The following is a 20,322-nucleotide window of genomic DNA, read 5'->3' as shown; positions in this document are numbered from 1 at the left end:
AATTCAAGCCGTCAGGCGGCCTCTGCCGCCAGAACCATGGCACGCGCGGTCAGCAGACGGGTCATGGTCGCCTCGCGCTTCTCGGGCGTGTCCATCGCCGCAGCGGCATAGGCGGCCTCGGCCTCCCGCACCCGGGTTTCGGCGGCGGCCTTGGAAAGCTGGCCGACCGGGGTGGCTTCATCGGCCAGCACGGTGCAGCGGCCGGGCGTGACCTCGGCGAAGCCGCCCGCGACGAACAGGCGTTCCGTCACCTGGCCGCCTTCCGTCACGGCGATGACGCCGCCGCGGAGCGTGATGATCATCGGCGCATGGCCGGGCAGCACGCCCATCTCGCCTTCGGCGGCGGGCAGCACGGCCATCTCCACCGCGCGGCTGAGCAGCAGCTTCTCGGGGGAGACAAGTTCGAGCTGGAAGGTGGCCATGGCGCTACCTCATCAAATCCAACAAAGGCGGCCCGCTGTCAGCGGGCCGAGGCCGCGAATGCGGCCCGGCGCCTGAGGGCCGAAAAATCAGATCAAGGCTGCCGCTTATGCGGCGGCCTTGAGCGTTTCGCCCTTCTTCACGGCGTCTTCGATCGTGCCAACCATGTAGAAGGCGGCTTCCGGCAGGTGGTCGTATTCGCCGGCGCAGATCGCGGCGAAGGAACGCACCGTGTCCTCAAGCTTCACGAACACGCCCGGCGTGCCGGTGAAGACTTCCGCGACGTGGAAGGGCTGCGACAGGAAGCGCTGCAGCTTGCGGGCGCGGGCGACGACCAGCTTGTCCTCCTCGGACAGCTCATCCATGCCCAGGATCGCGATGATGTCCTGCAGCGACTTGTAGGTCTGCAGGATGCGCTGCACTTCGCGCGCCACGCGGTAATGCTCCTCACCCACCACGCGGGGGTCCATGGCGCGGCTGGTGCTGTCCAGCGGGTCGACCGCCGGGAAGATGCCCAACTCGGCAATGGAGCGGTTCAGCGTGGTGGTGGCGTCCAGGTGGGCGAAGGAGGTGGCCGGCGCCGGGTCGGTCAGGTCGTCCGCCGGCACGTAGATGGCCTGCACCGAGGTGATGGAGCCCTTCTTCGTGGAGGTGATGCGTTCCTGCAGCGCGCCCATGTCGGTCGCCAGCGTCGGCTGATAACCCACGGCGGACGGAATGCGCCCGAGCAGCGCGGAGACTTCCGCGCCCGCCTGGGTGAAGCGGAAAATGTTGTCGATGAAGAACAGCACGTCCTGGCCCTGCTCGTCGCGGAAATACTCCGCGATGGACAGGCCGGACAGCGCCACGCGCGCACGCGCGCCCGGCGGCTCGTTCATCTGGCCATACACCAGCGCCACCTTGGAGCCTTCGGTGTTGCCATCGTTCAGCTTGATGACGCCCGCATCGACCATCTCGTGGTACAGGTCGTTGCCCTCGCGGGTGCGCTCACCCACGCCAGCGAAGACGGACACGCCGCCATGGCCCTTGGCGATGTTGTTGATCAGTTCCTGGATGGTGACGGTCTTGCCGACGCCGGCGCCGCCGAACAGGCCGATCTTGCCGCCCTTGATGTAGGGGGCGAGCAGGTCGATGACCTTGATGCCCGTCACCAGAATTTCCGCCGAGGTCGCCTGGTCCTCGAAGGACGGCGCCGCGCGGTGGATGGTGTAGGTCTTGGTGGCGTTCACCGGGCCGCGCTCGTCGATCGGCTCGCCGATGACGTTCAGGATGCGGCCCAGCGTCTCATTGCCCACGGGCACGGAAATGCCGGCGCCGGTGTCCACCACCTCGGTGCCGCGGACCAGGCCGTCCGTGGTGTCCATGGCGATGGTGCGGACGGTGCGCTCACCCAGATGCTGCGCGACCTCGAGGACCAGCGTGCGGTCCTCGATCTTCAGGGTCAGCGCGTTCAGGATGGCAGGCAGCTCGGCGGGGAACTGCACGTCCACGACGGCGCCCAGAACCTGCGTGACCTTGCCGACATTGTTCTTCATCGTGCGGATTCCTGCTCAGACAGCTTCAGCACCGGAGATGATCTCGATCAGCTCCCGGGTGATGTTGGCCTGTCGCGTGCGGTTGTAGTTCAGCGTGAGCTTGTTGATCATCTCGCCGGCATTGCGCGTGGCGTTGTCCATGGCGGTCATCTGGCTGCCGAAGAAACCGGCGGAGTTTTCCAGAAGCGCACGATAGACCTGGATCGCCAGGTTCTGCGGCAGCAGTGCGGCGAGGATTTCCTCCTCGCTCGGCTCATATTCATACAGCGCCTGCGCGCCGGAGGCCGGCGCTTCCGCCGTCTTGTCCTCGGGCAGCAGGGTCGGGATCATCTGCTGTGCGGTCGGCACCTGGCTGATGACGCTGCGGAAGCGGTTGTAGACCAGCGAGCAGACGTCGAACTCACCGGCCTCCAGCATGGCGACGATGCGCGTGGCGATATCCTGCGCATCGACGAATTCCACGCGCTTCTTGCCGGCCAGCGAAATCTCGCCGGTGATGCGGCTGGCGAATTCGCGCTTGAGGTAGGCCGCGCCCTTGCGGCCCACCGCCAGCACCTTCACCGTCTTGCCCGCCGCCTCCAGCTCCCGGATGCGGGCGCGCGCGAAGCGGCCGACATTAGTGTTGAAGGCGCCGGCCAGGCCGCGATCGCCGGTGACCACCACCAGCAGATGCACCTGGTCCGCCCCGCTGCCGACCAGCAGCTTCGGCGCATCCGGGCTGCCGGCGACGGAGGCGCCGAGCGAGGCCAGCATACGCTCCATGCGTTCCGCATAGGGGCGCGCGGCCTCGGCCTGCGTCTGGGCGCGGCGCAGCTTCGCGGCCGCGACCATCTTCATCGCCTGCGTGATCTTGCGCGTGCTCTTCACCGAAGTGATGCGCGCGCGAAGTGCCTTGAGGCTGGCCATGGCGCTCTATCTCAGCCGAAGGACTTGGCGAAGCTGTCGAGGAAGGCGACCAGCTTCGCCTCGGTGTCCTTCTTGATCTCGCGATCGGTGCGGATCGAGGCCAGGACCTCCGGCGACTGCGCCTTCAGGCCGGACAGCAGCTGACGCTCGAACTCGCCCACCTTGTTCAGCGGCACCTTGTCCAGGTAGCCGCGAGTGCCGGCGAAGATGGCGACGACCTGCTCCTCAACCGGAACCGGCTTGTACTGCGGCTGCTTCAGCAGCTCCGTCAGTCGCGCGCCGCGGGCCAGCAGGGCCTGGGTGGTGGCATCGAGGTCGGAGGCGAACTGCGCGAAGGCCGCCATTTCGCGGTACTGCGCCAGGTCCAGCTTGATCTTGCCGGCCACCTGCTTCATCGCCTTGATCTGCGCGGCGGAACCGACGCGGGACACGCTGAGGCCGACGTTCACGGCGGGGCGGATGCCCTTGAAGAACAGCTCCGTCTCCAGGAAGATCTGCCCGTCCGTGATCGAAATCACATTGGTCGGGATGTAGGCGGAGACGTCGCCGGCCTGCGTCTCGATCACCGGCAGCGCGGTCAGCGAACCGGCGCCGAAATCGTCGTTCATCTTCGCGGCCCGCTCCAGCAGGCGGCTGTGCAGGTAGAACACGTCGCCCGGGTAGGCTTCGCGGCCCGGCGGGCGGCGCAGCAGCAGCGACATCTGGCGATAGGCGACGGCCTGCTTCGACAGGTCATCGTAGAAGATGACCGCGTGCATGGCGTTGTCGCGGAAATATTCGCCCAGCGTGCAGCCGGTGTAGGGCGCCAGGAACTGCATCGGCGCCGGGTCGGAGGCCGTGGCGGCGACGATGATGGAGTATTCCATCGCGCCATTCTCTTCCAGCGTCTTCACCAGCTGGGCGACGGTGGAGCGCTTCTGGCCGATGGCGACGTAGATGCAGAACAGCTTCTTGCTGTCATCATCGCCGGCGGCATCATTGGCCACCTTCTGGTTGATGATGGTGTCCAGGATGACGGCGGTCTTGCCGGTCTGGCGGTCACCGATGATCAGCTCGCGCTGGCCACGGCCAATCGGGATCAGGGCGTCGATCGCCTTGATGCCGGTCTGCATCGGCTCATGCACCGACTTCCGCGGGATGATGCCCGGGGCCTTCACCTCGACGCGCATGCGCTTCTCGATGGCGATCGGGCCCTTGCCGTCGATCGGGTTGCCCAGCGCGTCCACGACGCGGCCCAGGAAGCCCTTGCCGACGCCGACGTCCACGATCTCACCGGTGCGGGAGACGGTGTCGCCTTCCTTCACGCCCTTGTCGTCGCCGAAGAGGACGACGCCGACATTGTCGGTCTCAAGGTTCAGCGCCATGCCCTTGATGCCGGCGCCGGGGAATTCCACCAGCTCACCGGCCATGACATTCTGCAGGCCGAAGACGCGGGCAATGCCGTCGCCCACGGTCAGCACGGTGCCGACCTCGGCAACATTGGCTTCGGAGTCGAAACCGGAGATCTGAGCCTTCAGGATCTCCGAGATTTCGGCAGGACGGATATCCATCAGGCGGCCCCCTTCATGGCGTACTGCAGGCGCTGCAGCTTGGACTTGAGAGAATTGTCATAGAGGCGCGAGCCGATGCGGACGACGAGACCACCCAGCAGGGTCGGGTCCACGCTTTCCTTGAGCTGCACGCCCGAATATCCGGCCTCCGTCAGCCGCGCGACGATCTGCGCGCGCTGCGTATCGGTCAGGCCATGGGCGGTGGAGACGGCGGCAATCTGCTGGCCACGCCGGGCCGAGAGCAGCGCGCCGAAGCTGGCGGCAACCTCCGGCAGCGCCGCGAGGCGCCGGTTGACGATCATCACGCCCAGCAGGTTGCGAATTTCAGTGCCGATGCCGACACGCTCCAGCACCGCGAAGACCGCGCGCTTCTGTTCCGTGCTGTCGTAGCGGGGATCCGCCACGAAGGACCGGAAGCCGGCATCGTCCTGCCAGAGGCGGAACAGCCGGTCGAGATCCGCCGCAATACGGTCGGCAGCGCCGGGCTCCGTCGCATGCAGATCGTCCACGATACCAAGCAGCGCGAGCGCATAGCGCTCGGACAGCCCGGTGGGGTTCGGGGCCTGGATGGAGGCCGAGGTAACGGTGGTCGCTTCGGAGGCCAAGGGGATCCCGGTCCTGTCTCTGGTCGGAGCGTGAAATGCGGCACGCGGGCCCCGGGGCAGGTGTGACCACCCCGTTTATGCGGCCGCGGCGCCTTAGCATGCGTATTGCGTTGCGGCAACCTATCTCCGGCGTCCCCGACCCGCTTCCACGGCCTTCTGCGCCCGTTCGCAGGCCCCGGCGCTGTCTCAGCCGAGCCGGGCCACCAGCGCCTCGGCGAGGTGACGCTTTGGGAAATTGCCCTGTGCCAGGGCGCGATGGAGCAGCACGCGCGCTTCCTCTGGCTGCCCCTGGGCGCTGCGGAGCGCCGCCATATGGTAGAGCGTGGTCGGGTCATCCGGTGACAACTGCGCCGCCTTCTCCAGCGCCTGCGCGGCGCCCACCAGCTCGCCGCGCTGCAGCAGGATCCAGCCCAGCGTGCTTCTGGCCCAGCCTGCCTCAGGTGCCAATGCCACCGCCTGTTCCGCCAGGCGCTGCGCCGCCGGAAGCTCCGCCCGGTCGGCCCGGATGTTGGCCAGGTTGTTCAGCGCCGGGGCGAAGGCCCGCGGGCGGCTGCTGCGACGGTAGTCACCTTCCGCGCCAGGCAGGTCGCCCGCCTCATGCCGCAGTGAGCCGAGCAGGAAGTGGTCCGCAGGGCCCGGGGACGGCAACAGGGTCAGCATCCGGACGGCATGGCGAACGGCAAGCTGCGGCTGCCCGACACGGGACGCCGCCAGGGCCTGGGCGCGGGCAATGTCAGCCCGGCGCGAATCCAGTGCCGCGGCGCGCTCCAGCACCGGCAGCGCCGCCTGGTAGTTGGTGCGGGATGCAAGGAAGGTGCCCAGCCGGAATTGTGCGCCGGCGTCATTGGGGAAGCGCTGGGTCATGCGGCGGAACACCGCTTCGGCCCGGTCCAACTCCCCGGTCATCAGCAGCCTGTTGCCGACGATGTCGAAGGTGGCGAGGGTGGCGGCCGGGCTCGGCAGCACCAGATCCTCGAAGGTGAGCGCTGCACCGGCGGGGCCGAGCGCGGCGCGGCGTGCATTGGCGAATGCCTGCAGCACGGCAGGTTCGGCAGGCTGCAGCGCCAGCGCCTGCTCGGCCGCCGCCTGCGCCCGCGGCGCATCCCCGGCGCCCAGATGGGCGGCGCCCAGCAGCAGCCAGCCTGTCACGTCGAAGCCAGCCTGGCCGGTCAGGTCGGACAGCAGGGCGATACTGTGGGCGAAGCGCTGCTCCGCATTGTAAAGCGTGGCGAGATCGAGCTTGACGCCGACATAGCCCGGCGGCGTGCCAAGGATACCGCGCTCCAGATGACCGATCGCGGCCGCCACGTCACCGCGCCGCTTGGCGATCAGGCCCAGTCTCTGGTGAATGCGCCGATCCTCTGGCGTCAGCGCCAATGCGCGTGCCAAATTCTCCACCGCCGCCGTTTCATCGCCGCGCGCCAATTGGACATCGGCCAGTTTGGCGAAGGCGCCGGCCTGGCGCGGATCCAGGGCGATGGCGCGCCGCAGCGCTGCTTCGGCCGCCGGGATCTCACCACTCAGGGCGAGGGCGGCGCCGAGCAGTTCCAAGGCGGGCGCAGATTCGCCAAGCCTCGCGATGGCGGCGCGGATTTGCGCCACGGCCTCCTCATGCCGGCCGGCATTCAGCGTCCGTAGGGCCTGTGCCAGCGGGTCGGGGCGCGCACCGGGCATGGGGCTTTGCATCCAGGATTCGGCCCGTTCCAACTCGGGGTGCAGCGCCACGGCGGCCATGCCTGAGGCGGTTGGGATGAGGACAAGGCTCGCGAGCAGAAGGAAACGGTGCATCGGAGTGTCTCCGCAGGATTGGGGCTTTGGGGGCGGGCCGGGTCTGAAGGCCCCGGCCCGCCGGCGCGAAAAGCTGGCCGCGCCCCCTTTGCGTCAGGCCCTGAGGCGGCGCGCACCGGCGAGGCCGGCCAGGCCGACCATCAGCAGCGCCAGCGTGCCGGGCTCCGGCACCGGCACCGGGCCGTCGCCGGTCACCGTGATGAAGTCCTTTTCCACCGCGCCGGCCAGGCCGACGACGAAGGTGTCGAACTCATAGACGCCCGGGCTGGTGCCGGTGATGTCCATGCGGAAGGTGCGGCTCGACCCGGGCGTGACGCCGGTGCAGCCGGCCGCGTCGGTGCAGGTGAAGGCGATGTTGAGCCCCGACGTATCGCCCGAGGTCCCGAGTTGCAGGTCGATGGTCGCGATCGCGTCGGACACCGCGGCGAGGATCGACTCGATCGTCGCGTCCAGGTTGCCGCCCGTCACGCCGTTGGTCAGAGAGCCGCCGGTGGCGCTGGTGATCGCGCTGGCCTGGCCGGAGGCGTCGATGCCGGTATTGGCACTCCGCGTATTGATGCCGACCACGGTCACGCCATTGGCCTGCAGGGCGGCGATTGCCTCAGCCTGATCCACGGTCGTGGTATGGGAGATGGCGTCGCCGAACCAGACCACCACCTTGCCGGCGCCGCTGCGCCAGCCGGTATCCGCACCGGTGCTGAGGCCGCCAGCCACGTCGGTGGAGCCGAGGCCATCCGTCGGCCCGCCCGAGGTTGCCACCTGGTGCAGCCCGAAGAAGTTGGCTTCCGGGGCATCGCCGCCGCCACTGGCAAACCAGCCATTGATCGCCGTCTGTGCGGAGGCCTGGGAGGTCGTGATGCTCCGCTGCAGCTGGTAGGCGTTGTTGGCACGCTGTGCCGGCGTTCCCCCGAATTCGCGCGGATCGCCCAGGTAGCGACCGACGCCGAAGCCGACATCGATGCCGGCGAACCGCGAATCGCCACCGGAGATCGCGGTGAGAATCTGGTTCGCTCCGCTTTTGACCGAATTGAGGATGCCGCCCATCGAGCCGGTGTTGTCAGCCAGAAAGAAGACGTCGACGCGGCTGGTGGCGGGCCCCGTCTCCGACAGGGTCACGGTCTTGTTGACGCTGACAGTTTCGCCAACACCGATCGTCGCGCTGAAGGTTGCCGGCGTCAGCGTGTTCGCCATGACGCCGGCGGGTAGGCAGAGCATCGCAACGGCGCCAAGCCGTGCTAAGGACCTTAGCATTGGTCGTTCTCCATTCGGTTTCGCGCCACGCCATGCGGCGCCTTCTTCGGCATTCTCCATCGCAGCACGCCAAGCCGCGCCCAGGGTGCGTGCTTGACAGGCGCACTCGGGAGGCAAGGCCCGTGCCAAGAAAGTTCCCCGATAGAAATCAAACACCTGTGGGCCAAGGTGCGGAAGCACGTTGCCTGGCTGTAAAGACCGGCGACGGGCCTGCTGCGTCGTGCCCGGATAGGCGGGACGGGATGGGTGGTGCCGTTGGCGGGCGCACCTTTCCCGGCATGGGGCAGGCCAGGCGCAGGCGCCGGCGCAAGGGCTCCCTCAGACGGTCGTCCGAAGGCACGTCTGCGGCGTGACGCGCAAACTTCCGGTTTTCTTTGACTTCGCGCCTGCGCGGCCTTGGATCTGTCAGCAGACCGTTCTGCCGTGATCATGCCTGCTTGCGGTCGATCAACCCCTTGCGGATCTTGCGGCCGCGCTGGATGCGGTTTTCGATGAAGCCCGCCTCCCCCTTACGCAGGGGGCGGCCCAGCGCCTGCGAATCCTCGGTGAAGCGCGCACCATTTCCAACAGCGCCTCCCGGTTGTTCAGGAACACGTCGCGCCACCTGGTGGGGTCGGAGAGCGCGATGCGGGTGAAGTCGCGGAAGCCGGAGGCGTGGGAACGGTTTCCCGGACCCGGCGCGCGCCAGACCTTCAGCGGCGCGCCCGGCGTTTCGGCGGAGGCTCCGGCGCCTGGGCCGGCGGGGTGTGGGCGCGCAGGCCCCGGCGCACCAGGGCAGCCCAGCCCTCCTCCGGCTCATCCACCACCTCGAACAGGTCGAGATCCGCCTTGGCGATCATGCCGTGCCGGGCCATCGCCTCGAAATTCACCACCTCGGTCCAATAGGCGCGGCCGAACAGCACGATGGGCAGCGGGCTGGCCTTGCGGGACTGCACCAGGGTCAGCAGTTCGAACAGCTCGTCGAAGGTGCCGAAACCGCCGGGGAACACCGCCAGCGCATTGGCGCGCATCGCCAGGTGCATCTTCCGCATGGCGAAATAATGGAAGCGAAAGGTCAGCGCCGGGGTGGAGAAGTCGTTCGGCGCCTGTTCATGCGGCAGGGTGATGTTGAAGCCGATGGAGGGCGCGCCGACATCCGCCGCGCCGCGATTGGCCGCCTCCATGATCCCCGGGCCGCCGCCGGTGGCGATCACATTGTCCCGCGCCGCACCGCTTTCCGCCAGCGCCCCACCGCGCAGACTGACGATGCGGGCGAAGGCGCGGGCCTTGTCGTAATGCTCGGCGAAGGCCAGGCGCTCCTGCGCCAGGCGGCGTGCCTCCGGCTGGCGGGTGGCGCGCAGGGTGCGCTGGGCGTCCTCCGGGCTTTGCACCCGGGCACTGCCGAAAACGACGACCGTGGAGCGCACGCCCCAATCCCGCAGCGCCAGCTCCGCCTTCAGATATTCCATGCCGAAGCGCGAGGCACGCATCTCGTCCCGCAGCAGGAATTCCGTATCCTCCACCGCCAGCAGGGTGCTGCGGTTGGGTTTTGGCGGGGCGGGCTGGGCCATGCTGTCGTCCTCAGGCTTGCTTGCGGTCGATCAACCCTTTGCGGATCTTGCGGCCGCGCTGGATGCGGTCCTCGATGAAGCCCGCCTCCCCCCAACGCACGGCGCGGCCCAGCGCCTGCGAATCCTCGGTGAAGCGCGCCAACATTTCCAGCAGCGCCTCCCGGTTGTTCAGGAACACGTCGCGCCACATGGTGGGGTCGGAGGACGCGATGCGGGTGAAGTCGCGGAAGCCGGAGGCGGCGAATTTCAGCACCTGCTCCTTGGTTTCCTCCGCCAGATCGTCGGCGGTGGAGCAGATGGTGAAGGCCAGCAGATGCGGCAGGTGGCTGACGATGGCCACCACCTTGTCATGCGTCGCCGGGTCCATGCATTCGATCATGCTGCCGGCGCGGCGCCAGAACTCCCGCACCGTCTCCACCGCCGCCGGGTCGGTTTCCGCTACCGGGGTGACGATGACGTAGCGGCCCTGGAACAGCTCGGCGAAGCCGGCATCGGGGCCGGAGAATTCGGTGCCCGCCATCGGGTGCGCCGGCACCAAGTGCACGCCCTTCGGTGTCAGGGGCGCCAAGTCCCGGTACACGCTCATCTTGGTGGAGCCGACATCGGTGACGATGGCGCCGGGCTTCAGATGCGGCGCGACCTGCGCCATCACCCCGGCATAGGCGCCGACCGGCACGCAGAACACCACGCAATCGGCGCCTTGCACCGCCTTCGCCGCATCGGGTTCCACCACATCGGCGATGCCCAATTCCCGCACCCGGTCCAGGGTTGCCGGCGTCTTGGCATGCGCCACCACGGTGCGGGCGATGTCGCCGCGCTCACGGGCGACGCGGGCGATCGAGGACCCGATCAGGCCGACGCCGAGCAGGCACAGCCTTTCGAACAGGGGTTCAGCCATTCCGGGTAAATTCGGTCAGCGCCTCGATCACCATCTGGCATTCCTCGGCTGTACCGATGGTGATGCGCAGGCAGGGCGCCAGGCCGTAGGAGCCCATCGCCCGCACGATCAGCCCGCGCCCGCGCAGATGCGCATCCGCCGCCTTCGCGCGTTCCGCCGCGCCGAAATCGGCGAGGATGAAGTTGCCTTCACTCGGCCAGACCTTGAGGCCGGCGACTTCCAGCGCCGCCGCCACCTTGCCGCGCCATTCCGTGTTGTGCGCGACCGAGGCCTCGATCCAGCCCGGCTCCGCCAGCGCCGCGATGCCGGCGACCATGGCGGCGCCCGAGACGTTGAACGGCCCGCGCACCCGCCCAAGCACATCCACCACATTGGCCGGCGCATAGCACCAGCCCAGCCGCATGCCGCCGAGCCCAAAAATCTTGGAGAAGGTGCGCGTCATCACCGTGTTGTCGCCGGCATCGACCAGCGCCTGGCCCGGGTCGTAATCCGGCGTCGTCACATATTCCGCGTACGCCGAATCCAGGACCAGCAGCACATCCCCCGGCAGCCCCCGGCGCAGCCGCACCAGTTCGGATTGCGGCAGGATGCTGCCGGTGGGGTTGTTCGGATTGGCCAGGAACAGCAGCTTCGTGCGCGGCCCCACCGCGGCCAGCAGGCCATCCACATCGGCCCGCAGATCCTTCTCCGGCACCTTGATGACGCGGCAGCCGGCCCAGCGGCCGGCCAGGTCGTACATCAGGAAGCCATGGGCGGACATGACGATCTCCGTCCCTTCCCCGCCATAGGCCAGGATCAGCAGGGTCAGGATCTCGTCCGAGCCGTTGCCGCAGACGATGCGGGCCGGGTCTAGCCCGAAGCGCGCGCCAATCGCCTCCCGCAGCGCCTTGGCGCCACCATCCGGGTAGCGATGCGCCTCCTTCGCCGCATGGGTGATGGCAGCGATCGCGCCGGGCGGAGGGCCGAAGGCGCCCTCGTTGGAGGACAGCTTGATGATGCGGTTGACCCCCGGCACTTTCGATTCGCCGCCGACATAAGGCTCGACCGAGAGGATGGACGGGCGCGGCATGACGGTCATGGGGCTGATCCGGCTGGAAGAGGGGCGCCCTGCATAGACGCCGTGCGTGCCGGCGCCAAGCGGCCCCCAGCCCCGCCACACGCCGTGGTTGCCGCCGGGGGTCCGCGGCCCTATTTCTGGCCGGCGCCGAAACCACCCCCGGGACCCATGACCGAGGCCCTCGCCCAGACCCCGCAAAACCAGACGCCACCAAGCCAGACGCCGCTGGTCGACCACCAGCGGGCCGTCTTCCCGGCCGGGCTTGCGCTGGATTCGGGCGCGGTCATCGCGCCGGTCACCGTCGCCTATCGCACCTACGGCACGCTGAACGCCCAGCGCAGCAACGCCGTGCTGGTCTGCCATGCGCTGACCGGGGACCAATATGTCGCCGAACGCCACCCCATCACCGGCAAGCCCGGCTGGTGGGAAGCCGTGGTCGGGCCGGGCAAGGCCGTGGATACGGACCGCTACTTCGTCATCTGCGCCAATGTGCTCGGCGGCTGCATGGGGTCCTCCGGCCCCGCCGAGCTGATGCCACCCCAGGCGGAGCCGACGCTTGGCGCCAGCCGGCCCTACGGCACGGATTTCCCCTCCATCACCATCCGGGACATGGTCCGCGCCCAGAAACTGCTGGTGGACCATTTCGGCATCGCCCGGCTGCTGGCCGTGGTCGGCGGGTCCATGGGCGGGATGCAGGTGCTGGAATGGGCCGCGACCTACCCCGAGATGGTCATCGCCGCCGCGCCCATCGCCTGCGCCGCCTACCACTCCGCCCAGAACATCGCCTTCCACGAGGTCGGCCGCGCCGCCATCCATGGCGACCCGGATTGGGTCGGCGGCCGCTACTGGGAAGACGGGCGCATCCCCGCCAAGGGCCTGTCCGTCGCCCGCATGGTGGCGCACATCACCTATCTTTCCGAAGCAGCGCTCGGCCGGAAATTCGGCCGCCGTCTGCGCGGCGCCTCCGCACTCACCTTCCTGGAAGACGTGTTCGAGGTGGAAAGCTACCTGCGCCACCAGGGCAGCACCTTCGTCACCCGCTTCGACGCCAACAGCTACCTGACCATCACCCGCGCCATGGATTATTTCGACATGGCCCTGGAACATGGCGGCGACCTGCCGGCAGCCTTCCGCAACACCACCACCCGATTCCTCGTCGCCTCCTTCAGCAGCGACTGGCTGTTCCCCACCGAGGAATCCCGCGCCCTGGTCCGCGCCCTGAACGCGGCCGCGGCCAACACCTCCTTCATCGAAATCTCGACCGACAAAGGCCACGACGCCTTCCTGCTCGACGAACCCGTCTTCCACCGCGCCCTCGGCGGCTTCCTGCGCGGCGCGGCGGAACGGGTGGGGGTCTGACGGGAGGCTGATTACGCTGGTTGCTTGCAGGGGGACGCTGTCCCCCTGCACCCCCTGCCAGGGGCCCGGCCCCTGGACCGCGGGAACTTTAAGCGGAGAAGCGGAGGGGGCCGACGCGGCCGTTTGTCCGGCAGATGCTCAAGCCCCCTCCGCTTCTCCGCTTATGAGTCATGGGTTCAAAGGGCCAAAGCCCTTTGCAGGTGGGGTGCGGGGAGGACAGCGTCCTCCCCGCGGACAACCCGCGCCACCCACCCCCGTCAGGCCCCGCGTCGCCGGACTAACGCGCGATCGTCATCGGGGTGCAGTCGGTTTGCCGCAGGGTGCGCGGCGAATGGGATGAGGATTGTGACGCATGGCGCCGATTCGGCTGGTGCATGTGGCGGATACGCATTTGTCTGCCACCCACGGCTATTTCGCCGAGAACTGGGTGGCTTTCCGGGCCGCGATGGCGGCGGCGCGGCCGGATTTTCTGGTGCATGGTGGTGACCTGACCTTCAACGGCCCGGTGGCGGAGGGGGACATCGCTTTCGGCGCGGCGGAGCTGGCGCGGTTGGGCGTGCCGTGGCGGGCCATTGCCGGCAACCATGATGTGGGGGAGGCGCCGCCCTTTTCGCGGCTGGACCAGCCGGTGAATGCGGTTCGGCTGGCGGCTTGGCACCGGCATGTGGGGCCGAGCTGGTGGATGCAGGATCTGGGCGAGTGGCGGCTGGTTGGCCTGGATACCGCGCTGATGGGCAGCGGCCTGGCGGAGGGGGCGGGGTGAAGGTGATCGCCTGCGGGCATCTGCATGTGTATCGGCGCTTGCGGCATCGCGGCATGGAGATTGTCTGGGCGCCGCCGACGGCCATGGTGGATGTGCGCCGGCAGCTGGCGCGGCGGCGTTTCCGCGGCCGGGCTATGTGGAATGGGTGCTGGAGGGACAGCGCGCGACGCATCGGCTGGTGGAGCCGCCGCGCATGTTCGTGCTGGATTTATCGGGCTGGACCAGCGTGAATGGCGGCACGACGACCGGCTTGCCGCCGACTGGCACGGATGGTGCGCCGCCGCCCGAGGGCTGAACTGGCTGCGGCACGGCGCTTGCTGGACGTTCCCGCGCGCCGCGCGGCCCGCGGCACCCGACCGGAGGTTGCCCAAGATGCACGCAGTCACTCGCCGGAATGTCCTGACAACTGCCCTCTCCCTGCCCATGCTGGCCCCGGCCATGCTGGCGGCGCCGGCCCTGGCGCAGGGCGCGCGCCGGCCCGTGAAGTTCTGCCTCGACTGGGCCTGGCAGTCCGCCCATTCCGCCTGGACCCTGGCGGCGGATCGCGGCTTCTTCGCCGAAGCCGGGCTGGATGTGCAGATCGACCGCGGCTTCGGCTCCGGCGACACGCTGACCAAGGTGGCCGCCGGCACCTATGATATCGGCTTCGCCGACACCAACCTGGCGCTGAAGTTCAACCACGAGAATCCGGGCAGCCAGGTCACCTCCGTCTTCGTGCTGTATGATGCCTCGCCCAATGCGGCGATCTTTCTGAAATCCTCCGGCATCACCAAGCCGAAGGACCTGGAGGGGCGCAGCGTTTCCGTCTCCCCGGGTGAGGGAACGCACCTGCTGTTCCCGATTTTCGCGCGCGCGAACCAGCTCGATATCTCGAAGATCAACTTGATGTCGGTCACGGCGCAGTTGCGCGATACCATGGTGATCCAGCGCCGCGCCGATGCGACGCTGGGCTTCCTGACCACGACGGCGCTGAACATGGTGGGCACCGGCATTCCCCTGCGCGACATCGGCTGGCTGCAATACAACCAGTGGGGCGTGCAACTTTATTCCTCCGGCCTGGTGGTGCGGAAGGCTTTCGCCGAGCAGAATCCGGCTGTGGTGCGCGGCTTCATCCAGGCCACCATACGCGGCTTGCGGACCATGCTGGCGGAACCCGCCGCCGCCATGGAATCGCTGAAGCGGCGGGAGCCGCTGATCGACACGGCGGTGGAGATCGCGCGCAACGAGTTGCTGAACGAGGTGGCGCTGCTGACGCCACATGTGCGCGCCCATGGCGTGTCCTCGGTGGTGAAGGAGCGTTTCGAAACCTCCGCCCGCCAGGTGGCCGAGGCCTTCGGCATTCCGGTGCAGCCGAGCATGGATTTCACCTACACCGACCGCTTCCTGCCGGAAGATCGCAAGATCGTTTGAGTTCGATCTCAGGCCATTCGGCCGCTCGGCCCGCAGGCCGCTGCGCTATGCCAAACGTGCCGCGATTCCCGCCGGCACGCGCCCCAGCCGCCGCGCCTCGTCCCAGACGCGGCGGATCGCGGCGGCGCCGCGGCGCACCACCGCCGCCTCATCCACCCCCTGCACCGCGCGGTCGCGGATCAACGGCACGCCATCCACCAGCATCGTGTGCAAATCCGCCGCCACGCCATTGGTCAGCAGCGCCTGCAACGGGTTCCACACCGGCTGGTAGCGGGCACCAGACAGGTCGAACAGCAGCAGGTCCGCCGTCGCCCCCACCGCCAGCGTACCGAGGTCGTCCCGCCCGATCGCCGCCGCGCCTCCGGTGGTGGCGGCGCGCAGCATCGCCTCCCCGCTCGCGATACCGCCGCGCCCGGCCTGCACCTTGGCCAGCAGCGCCGCCGCGCGCAGTTCCGCCACCATGTCGAGGCCGACGCCATCCGTGCCGACGCCGAGCCTGATACCCGCATCGAGGAACCGCGCGAAGGGCACCGCGACGCCGAAGCGGGCGAAGGCGTAGGGGCAGGAGGCCACCGCCGCGCCATGGTCGCGGATCATCGCCAGCTCCGCATCCGCCGCCAGTACGCAATGCGCCAGCACCGTGCCGGGCCGCAGCAGGCCGAGGTCGCGGATATGCTCGATGGGGGATTTGCCGTAGCGGGCACGCACGATCTCGAGCTCCACCTGGCTCTGCGCTGCATGGATGGTCAGCGGGCAGCCGATCTCGTCCACCGTGTCGCGGATGCGCGTCAGCAGTTCCGGCGTGCAGGTATCCAGCCCATGCGGGCCGAAGCCGATGCGGGTGCGGCCGCGCGGGCCTTCATCATGTTCGGCGAACAGCGCCATCACCCGGTCGAAGCCGGTATCCGCGGCCTCCGGCGCCGTCACGGGCTTGCCATCCGGCCCCATATCCATTTTCGGGGTGGAGAACAGGTAAGGGCAGGAATAGGTCCGCAGGCCGAGCCGCCGGCCGCGCCCGATGAACGGCGCCTGCTGCAACCGCCACACATCCATGATGGTGGTGGAGCCGCCCTTCATCGTCTCCAGCAGCGCCATTTCCGCCACGTCGCCGATGGCGTCCTCGTCAAGCACCTCCGCCGCGATGTCGCCGAGCGGCATCAGCAGGGAATAGACGATGTCGCCGGGCAGCTCGCCCTCGCCGATGTCATCGGCCAGGCCGCGGAACAGCGGCGCGCTGAAGGCGTGGTTGTGCAGGTTCACGAAGCCGGGCAGCAGCAGCCCTTCTGGCAGGGCGATGCGCGGTGCATCCAGCGTCGGGCGCTGCATCACGACATCGGCAATGCGCCCGTCCTGCACCACCACGCAGGCGTCGCGCCGCAGGCCGCCGGCGGCATCCCAGATCCAGCCGGCCTCGAGGATCAGCGTGTCCAACCCAGCCTCCATCCTGTCCCGTCCCATCATGGCATGGCCGGCGCAGTCCGGACCCGGCGCATGGAACATGCCCCGGCACGATGTCACAACAAAATCTCCCTGCCCCACCCTCGCGGGCTTCCTCGGCGCAGCGGCCTTGCGGCGCGGCGAGCGAGAAGGCATGGGAAGGTTTCCTGCGAGCAGAGGCGCCAGTCTCGCCGGCTCGCCCCTGCCGCCGCGCCCGTTCCACGCCGGAGACCGCTTGTTGGATACAGCCGCGCCGCAGCCCCCCAGGCCGGACCAGACCCGTGAAGCTCGCCGCCCGGCGGGACACCCGGCTGGACACCCGGCTGGGCAACCGGTCGGCCGCCCGGTCCGGCGGCATCTCGCGCTGTTCGCGGCCGCGCTGGCGCTGCCCATCGTGGTCTTTGTCGCCACGCTATCGCATCGTTTCGCGGAAGCCCAGCGCAGCCGGCTGGAGGATGAGGCGCTGAACACGGCCCGCGCCGTGGCCCTGGCGGTGGACCGGGAACTGACCGGCCTGGCCGCCACCCTGAACCTGCTGGCGCTGTCGCCGCAGCTTCGCACGGGGGAACTGGAGGGCTTCCACCAGCAGGCGGTGGAAGTGCGCTTGCGCCTCGGCATGGCCACGGTGCTGCGCGATGTCACCGGCCGGCAGCGGTTGAACGCCTGGCTGCCGCCCGGCGCCCCCCTGCCCGAATCCTCCCCGCTGCCGCCGCCGAGGCCGGGCGGCCGGCTGACGGTAAGCGACCTGTTCCAGGGCGCCGCCTACCAGGTGCCGATGTTCGCGGTCGAGGTACCGGTCGCCGTATCGTTCCCTGGCCAGCCCGGCGGCGGCTTCCTGAGCCTGAACACGCCGGCGCAGCGCATCCGCCAGGTGCTGGAGGATCGCCAGGCACCGGAAGGCTGGACGCTTGCCGTGGTGGATGGCCAGGGCCGGATCCTGGCGCGCAACCGACGGCACGACGAATTCGTCGGCACGACGGCCACCGAGGATCTGCGCCGGAACGCCACCGGCTGGGAAGGCACCTGGCGCGGCTTCACGGCGGATGGCACGCCGGTGCTTGGCAGCTACGCCAAGACCGCGATGGCCGATTGGCGCATCGCGGTGGGCGTGCCCGAGGCCACGCTGAACGCGCCGCTGCACCGAACCCTGCTGCTGCTCGGCGCCGTCGGCGTGGCGCTGGCGGCGCTGTCGCTGGTGCTGGCGCTGATCCTCGGCAACCGCATCGCCGAACCGCTGCGCCGCCTGGCCGCCCAGGCCGCGGCGCTGGGCCGGGGCCAGGCGGTGGAGGCGGTGCCGAGCGGCATCCGGGAAGTCTCGGAAACCGCCGCGGCCCTGGCCGAAGCCTCCCGCACCCTGCTGGGGCGGGAGGAGGATCTGCGCCGCATGAACGAGGCCCTGGAGACACGGGTGGGGGAACGCACCCGAGACCTGGCCGAGACCAACGCCCGGCTGATCGCCGCCGCCAATGGCCGGGAACGGGCGGAAGCGCAGCTGCGGCAATCGCAGAAGATGGAGGCGGTGGGCCGGCTGACCGGCGGCGTCGCGCATGATTTCAACAATCTGCTGACCGTGGTGCTCGGCAATCTGGCGCTCGCCCGGCGCCGGCTGGCGGAGCTGGAGGAGCAGTCCCCGACAACGGCGCGGATCGGCCGCGGCATCGACAACGCCACCGAAGGCGCCAACCGCGCCGCCATCCTGACCCAGCGGCTGCTCGCCTTCTCCCGCCAGCAGCCTTTGGCGCCGGAGGCGGTGGACGCCAACAAGCTGGTGGCCGGCATGTCCGACCTGCTGCGGCGGACGCTGGGCGAGGATGTGGAGATCGAGACGGTGCTTTCGGGCGGGCTGTGGCGGGCGCATGTGGACCCGAACCAGCTTGAATCCTCGCTGCTGAACCTGGCGGTGAATGCGCGCGACGCCATGCCGAATGGCGGCAAGCTGACCATCGAGACCGCCAACGCCCATCTGGATGAGGGCTATGCGGTGGGGCGGGAGGATGTGGAGGCCGGGCAGTATGTGCTGATCTGCGTCTCCGACACCGGCGCCGGCATGTCCGCCGAGGTGGTGGCCCGCGCCTTCGAGCCCTTCTTCACCACCAAGCCCACCGGCAAGGGCACGGGCCTCGGGCTCAGCCAGGTCTATGGCTTCGCCCGGCAGTCCGGCGGCCACGCGGCGATCTACAGCGAGGCCGGCCAGGGCAGCACGGTGAAGCTGTACCTGCCGCGGCTGCGCGACCAGGATCTGCCGCCCGCCCCCATCGCCCCCATCGCCCCCCCGACCCAGCCCGCCTCGCCCGGCACCCTGCCGGAAAGCGCCCCCGGCGCGCTGGTGCTGGTGGTGGAGGATGAGGAGATGGTGCGGGAATTTGCGGTGACGGCGCTGGAGGAAGCCGGCTGCCGCACGATCGCGGCCGGCGATGGCCCCGCCGCGCTGGCCTTGCTGGACGCGCATCCGGAGGTAGCGCTGCTGTTCACCGATGTGGTGCTGGCCGGACCGATGAATGGCCGCGAACTGGCCGCCGCGGCGCTGGCCAGGCGACCGCGGCTGCGCGTGCTGTTCACCACCGGGTACACCCGCAACGCCATCATCCACCATGGAAGGCTGGATGAGGGGGTGAACTTCCTCGGCAAGCCCTACACCGCGGCGGCGCTGCTGGAACGGATCGGCCGCCTGCTGGAATAGCGAGCCTTCAGCGCAGCACGCGCGAAAGCCCGGCCAGCAGCGCGGTCGCGGCGCCATCCCAATCCGCGGCCGCGGCGCCGGCGCGCGCCGCTTCCTGCCGCAGCGCGGAAAGCCGCGCGGGGTCCATCAGGACGGCCAGGGCCTCGGCCAGCGCCGGGGCGGTGACGGCGGACGCCAGGATTCCGCCCGCGCCGGGGCGCACCTGCTCGGTCAGGCCACCCACGGGGGTAGCGACCACCGGCACGCCCATGGCCAGCGCCTGGGGCGCCACGCCGGATTGGCTGGCCTCCCGATACGGCAGCACCACGGCATCCGCCTCCGCCAGCAGGGCGGGGATGTCCGCCTCCGCCACCCAGCGGCGTTCCAGCCGCACGCCGGGCAGCGCGGCAAGCCCCGGGGCGCAGGCTTCCGGATCACCCTCACCGACCACGCGCAGGCTGGCGCCGGGATGGGACTGGTGCAGCAGGCGGAAGGCATCGCGCAGCAGGTCGAGGCCCTTGTAAGCGCGGAGGCGGCCGAAAAACAGCAGCCGCAGCGCGCCTTGCTCGGCCACCCGCTGCGGAAGCGCCGCGGGCGGCACGGTGAACAGGGCGGGCAGGGGCGCGCGGATCAGCGGCAGCGCCGGGGCGCGAGCCGCCAGCGCCGCCGCCACCTGGTCGGACAGCGCCACCGCCGCGCGCGCCGCGCCCAGTTCCCGCCCCAGGCGCCAATTCCAGGCCCAGCTAAAATCACCCGGATGGGGCGTGGCGTCATGCACCACCGGCACGAAGGCGACCCCGGCCCGGGCCAGAGCGGGCGCCACCAGCGGCGTCCAGACATGGGTCATGCCGGAAACCACGACATCCGCCTGCCGTGCCCGTGCGACAATCTGCCGCGTCAGGGCTGGCAGGCGCAGCAGGCCGGTGGCGAAGCCGGAAAGATCGCGGTAGGTGTCCACAATGTCTGTCGGTACGTTCAAATTACGAAACCGGTCCCGAAATTCGCCCTGTGCCGAGATCGACAGGCTGAGCTCTACGCCCGGCCGTCCCGCCAGCGCCTCGGCCAGGCCAAGCGTATATTGTGCGCCGCCGCCGCGACGCCCCCAGTACCACAGCAGGATCCGCATGGGTTCGG

Annotated in this window: 17 protein-coding genes and 1 pseudogene; 5 read left to right on the top strand and 13 right to left on the bottom strand. The window is 69.3% G+C overall.

What is annotated here, in order from left to right:
- Nucleotides 1-11: 11 nt before the first annotated feature.
- The 11 genes and pseudogenes from atpC to hisC all read right to left on the bottom strand — a co-directional run bounded on the left by atpC (nt 12) and on the right by hisC (nt 11,581).
- Complete coding sequence (gene atpC, locus ACFHNC_RS22695) at nt 12-422, bottom strand: ATP synthase F1 subunit epsilon (RefSeq protein WP_437171525.1); 411 nt, start codon at nt 420-422, stop codon at nt 12-14.
- Nucleotides 423-527: 105 nt separating this feature from the next.
- Entirely contained in the window at nt 528-1,955 is a 1,428-nt protein-coding gene (gene atpD / locus ACFHNC_RS22690) for a F0F1 ATP synthase subunit beta (RefSeq protein ID WP_437171524.1), read from the bottom strand.
- A gap of 15 nt (nt 1,956-1,970) precedes the next feature.
- On the bottom strand, nt 1,971-2,861 hold the full coding sequence (locus tag ACFHNC_RS22685; protein ID WP_437171523.1) for a F0F1 ATP synthase subunit gamma: 891 nt from the start codon (nt 2,859-2,861) through the stop codon (nt 1,971-1,973).
- 11 nt (nt 2,862-2,872) lie between these two features.
- Nucleotides 2,873-4,411 (bottom strand): F0F1 ATP synthase subunit alpha, encoded by a 1,539-nt coding sequence (atpA, locus tag ACFHNC_RS22680; RefSeq protein ID WP_437171522.1) that lies wholly within the window; start codon nt 4,409-4,411, stop codon nt 2,873-2,875.
- Entirely contained in the window at nt 4,411-5,016 is a 606-nt protein-coding gene (gene atpH / locus ACFHNC_RS22675; RefSeq protein WP_437171521.1) for an ATP synthase F1 subunit delta, read from the bottom strand. Before atpH ends, atpA begins: the two co-directional genes overlap by 1 nt.
- A 186-nt stretch (nt 5,017-5,202) precedes the next feature.
- The gene (locus tag ACFHNC_RS22670) at nt 5,203-6,804 is read right to left on the bottom strand and encodes a tetratricopeptide repeat protein (RefSeq protein WP_437171520.1); all 1,602 of its coding nucleotides are present in this window, start codon (nt 6,802-6,804) and stop codon (nt 5,203-5,205) included.
- 93 nt (nt 6,805-6,897) lie between these two features.
- Nucleotides 6,898-7,995 (bottom strand): PEP-CTERM sorting domain-containing protein, encoded by a 1,098-nt coding sequence (locus ACFHNC_RS22665; protein ID WP_437171519.1) that lies wholly within the window; start codon nt 7,993-7,995, stop codon nt 6,898-6,900.
- A 487-nt stretch (nt 7,996-8,482) separates the two neighbouring features.
- Nucleotides 8,483-8,709, bottom strand: a pseudogene (locus ACFHNC_RS22660) (prephenate dehydrogenase dimerization domain-containing protein); the annotation flags it as partial.
- 38 nt (nt 8,710-8,747) lie between these two features.
- Entirely contained in the window at nt 8,748-9,605 is an 858-nt protein-coding gene (locus ACFHNC_RS22655; protein WP_437171518.1) for an LOG family protein, read from the bottom strand.
- A gap of 10 nt (nt 9,606-9,615) precedes the next feature.
- Nucleotides 9,616-10,503: a prephenate/arogenate dehydrogenase family protein gene (locus ACFHNC_RS22650; RefSeq protein WP_437171517.1), complete on the bottom strand. Its 888-nt coding sequence runs from the start codon at nt 10,501-10,503 to the stop codon at nt 9,616-9,618.
- The gene (gene hisC, locus ACFHNC_RS22645; protein WP_437171516.1) at nt 10,496-11,581 is read right to left on the bottom strand and encodes a histidinol-phosphate transaminase; all 1,086 of its coding nucleotides are present in this window, start codon (nt 11,579-11,581) and stop codon (nt 10,496-10,498) included. The genes ACFHNC_RS22650 and hisC overlap by 8 nt, the downstream gene beginning before the upstream one ends.
- Nucleotides 11,582-11,728: 147 nt before the next feature.
- Between hisC and metX the strand changes: the two genes are divergently transcribed.
- From metX to ACFHNC_RS22625, 4 genes are all read left to right on the top strand, one after another.
- On the top strand, nt 11,729-12,919 hold the full coding sequence (gene metX, locus ACFHNC_RS22640) for a homoserine O-acetyltransferase MetX (protein ID WP_437171515.1): 1,191 nt from the start codon (nt 11,729-11,731) through the stop codon (nt 12,917-12,919).
- Nucleotides 12,920-13,271: 352 nt separating this feature from the next.
- Nucleotides 13,272-13,682 carry a metallophosphoesterase family protein gene (locus ACFHNC_RS22635; protein WP_437171514.1) on the top strand — a complete coding sequence of 137 codons (411 nt, stop codon included), beginning with the start codon at nt 13,272-13,274 and terminating at the stop codon, nt 13,680-13,682.
- A gap of 136 nt (nt 13,683-13,818) precedes the next feature.
- On the top strand, nt 13,819-13,977 hold the full coding sequence (locus ACFHNC_RS22630) for a hypothetical protein (protein ID WP_437171513.1): 159 nt from the start codon (nt 13,819-13,821) through the stop codon (nt 13,975-13,977).
- A gap of 77 nt (nt 13,978-14,054) precedes the next feature.
- Nucleotides 14,055-15,092 (top strand): ABC transporter substrate-binding protein, encoded by a 1,038-nt coding sequence (locus ACFHNC_RS22625; RefSeq protein WP_437171512.1) that lies wholly within the window; start codon nt 14,055-14,057, stop codon nt 15,090-15,092.
- A gap of 45 nt (nt 15,093-15,137) precedes the next feature.
- Here ACFHNC_RS22625 and ACFHNC_RS22620 read toward each other — a convergent pair whose 3' ends face one another.
- Complete coding sequence (locus ACFHNC_RS22620; RefSeq protein WP_437171511.1) at nt 15,138-16,523, bottom strand: amidohydrolase family protein; 1,386 nt, start codon at nt 16,521-16,523, stop codon at nt 15,138-15,140.
- 241 nt (nt 16,524-16,764) lie between these two features.
- Here ACFHNC_RS22620 and ACFHNC_RS22615 point away from each other — a divergent pair, with 241 nt between their 5' ends.
- Nucleotides 16,765-19,209: an ATP-binding protein gene (locus tag ACFHNC_RS22615; protein WP_437171510.1), complete on the top strand. Its 2,445-nt coding sequence runs from the start codon at nt 16,765-16,767 to the stop codon at nt 19,207-19,209.
- A 7-nt stretch (nt 19,210-19,216) separates the two neighbouring features.
- Here ACFHNC_RS22615 and ACFHNC_RS22610 read toward each other — a convergent pair.
- The coding region (locus tag ACFHNC_RS22610) for a glycosyltransferase family 4 protein (protein ID WP_437171509.1) at nt 19,217-20,322 on the bottom strand (1,106 nt) is incomplete at its 5' end.

Source organism: Falsiroseomonas sp. E2-1-a4, from assembly GCF_051433165.1.
Taxonomy (GTDB): Bacteria; Pseudomonadota; Alphaproteobacteria; order Acetobacterales; family Acetobacteraceae; genus Falsiroseomonas.
Note: the sequence above shows the minus strand (reverse complement) of the source record. Positions and strands in the feature narration are given on the sequence as shown.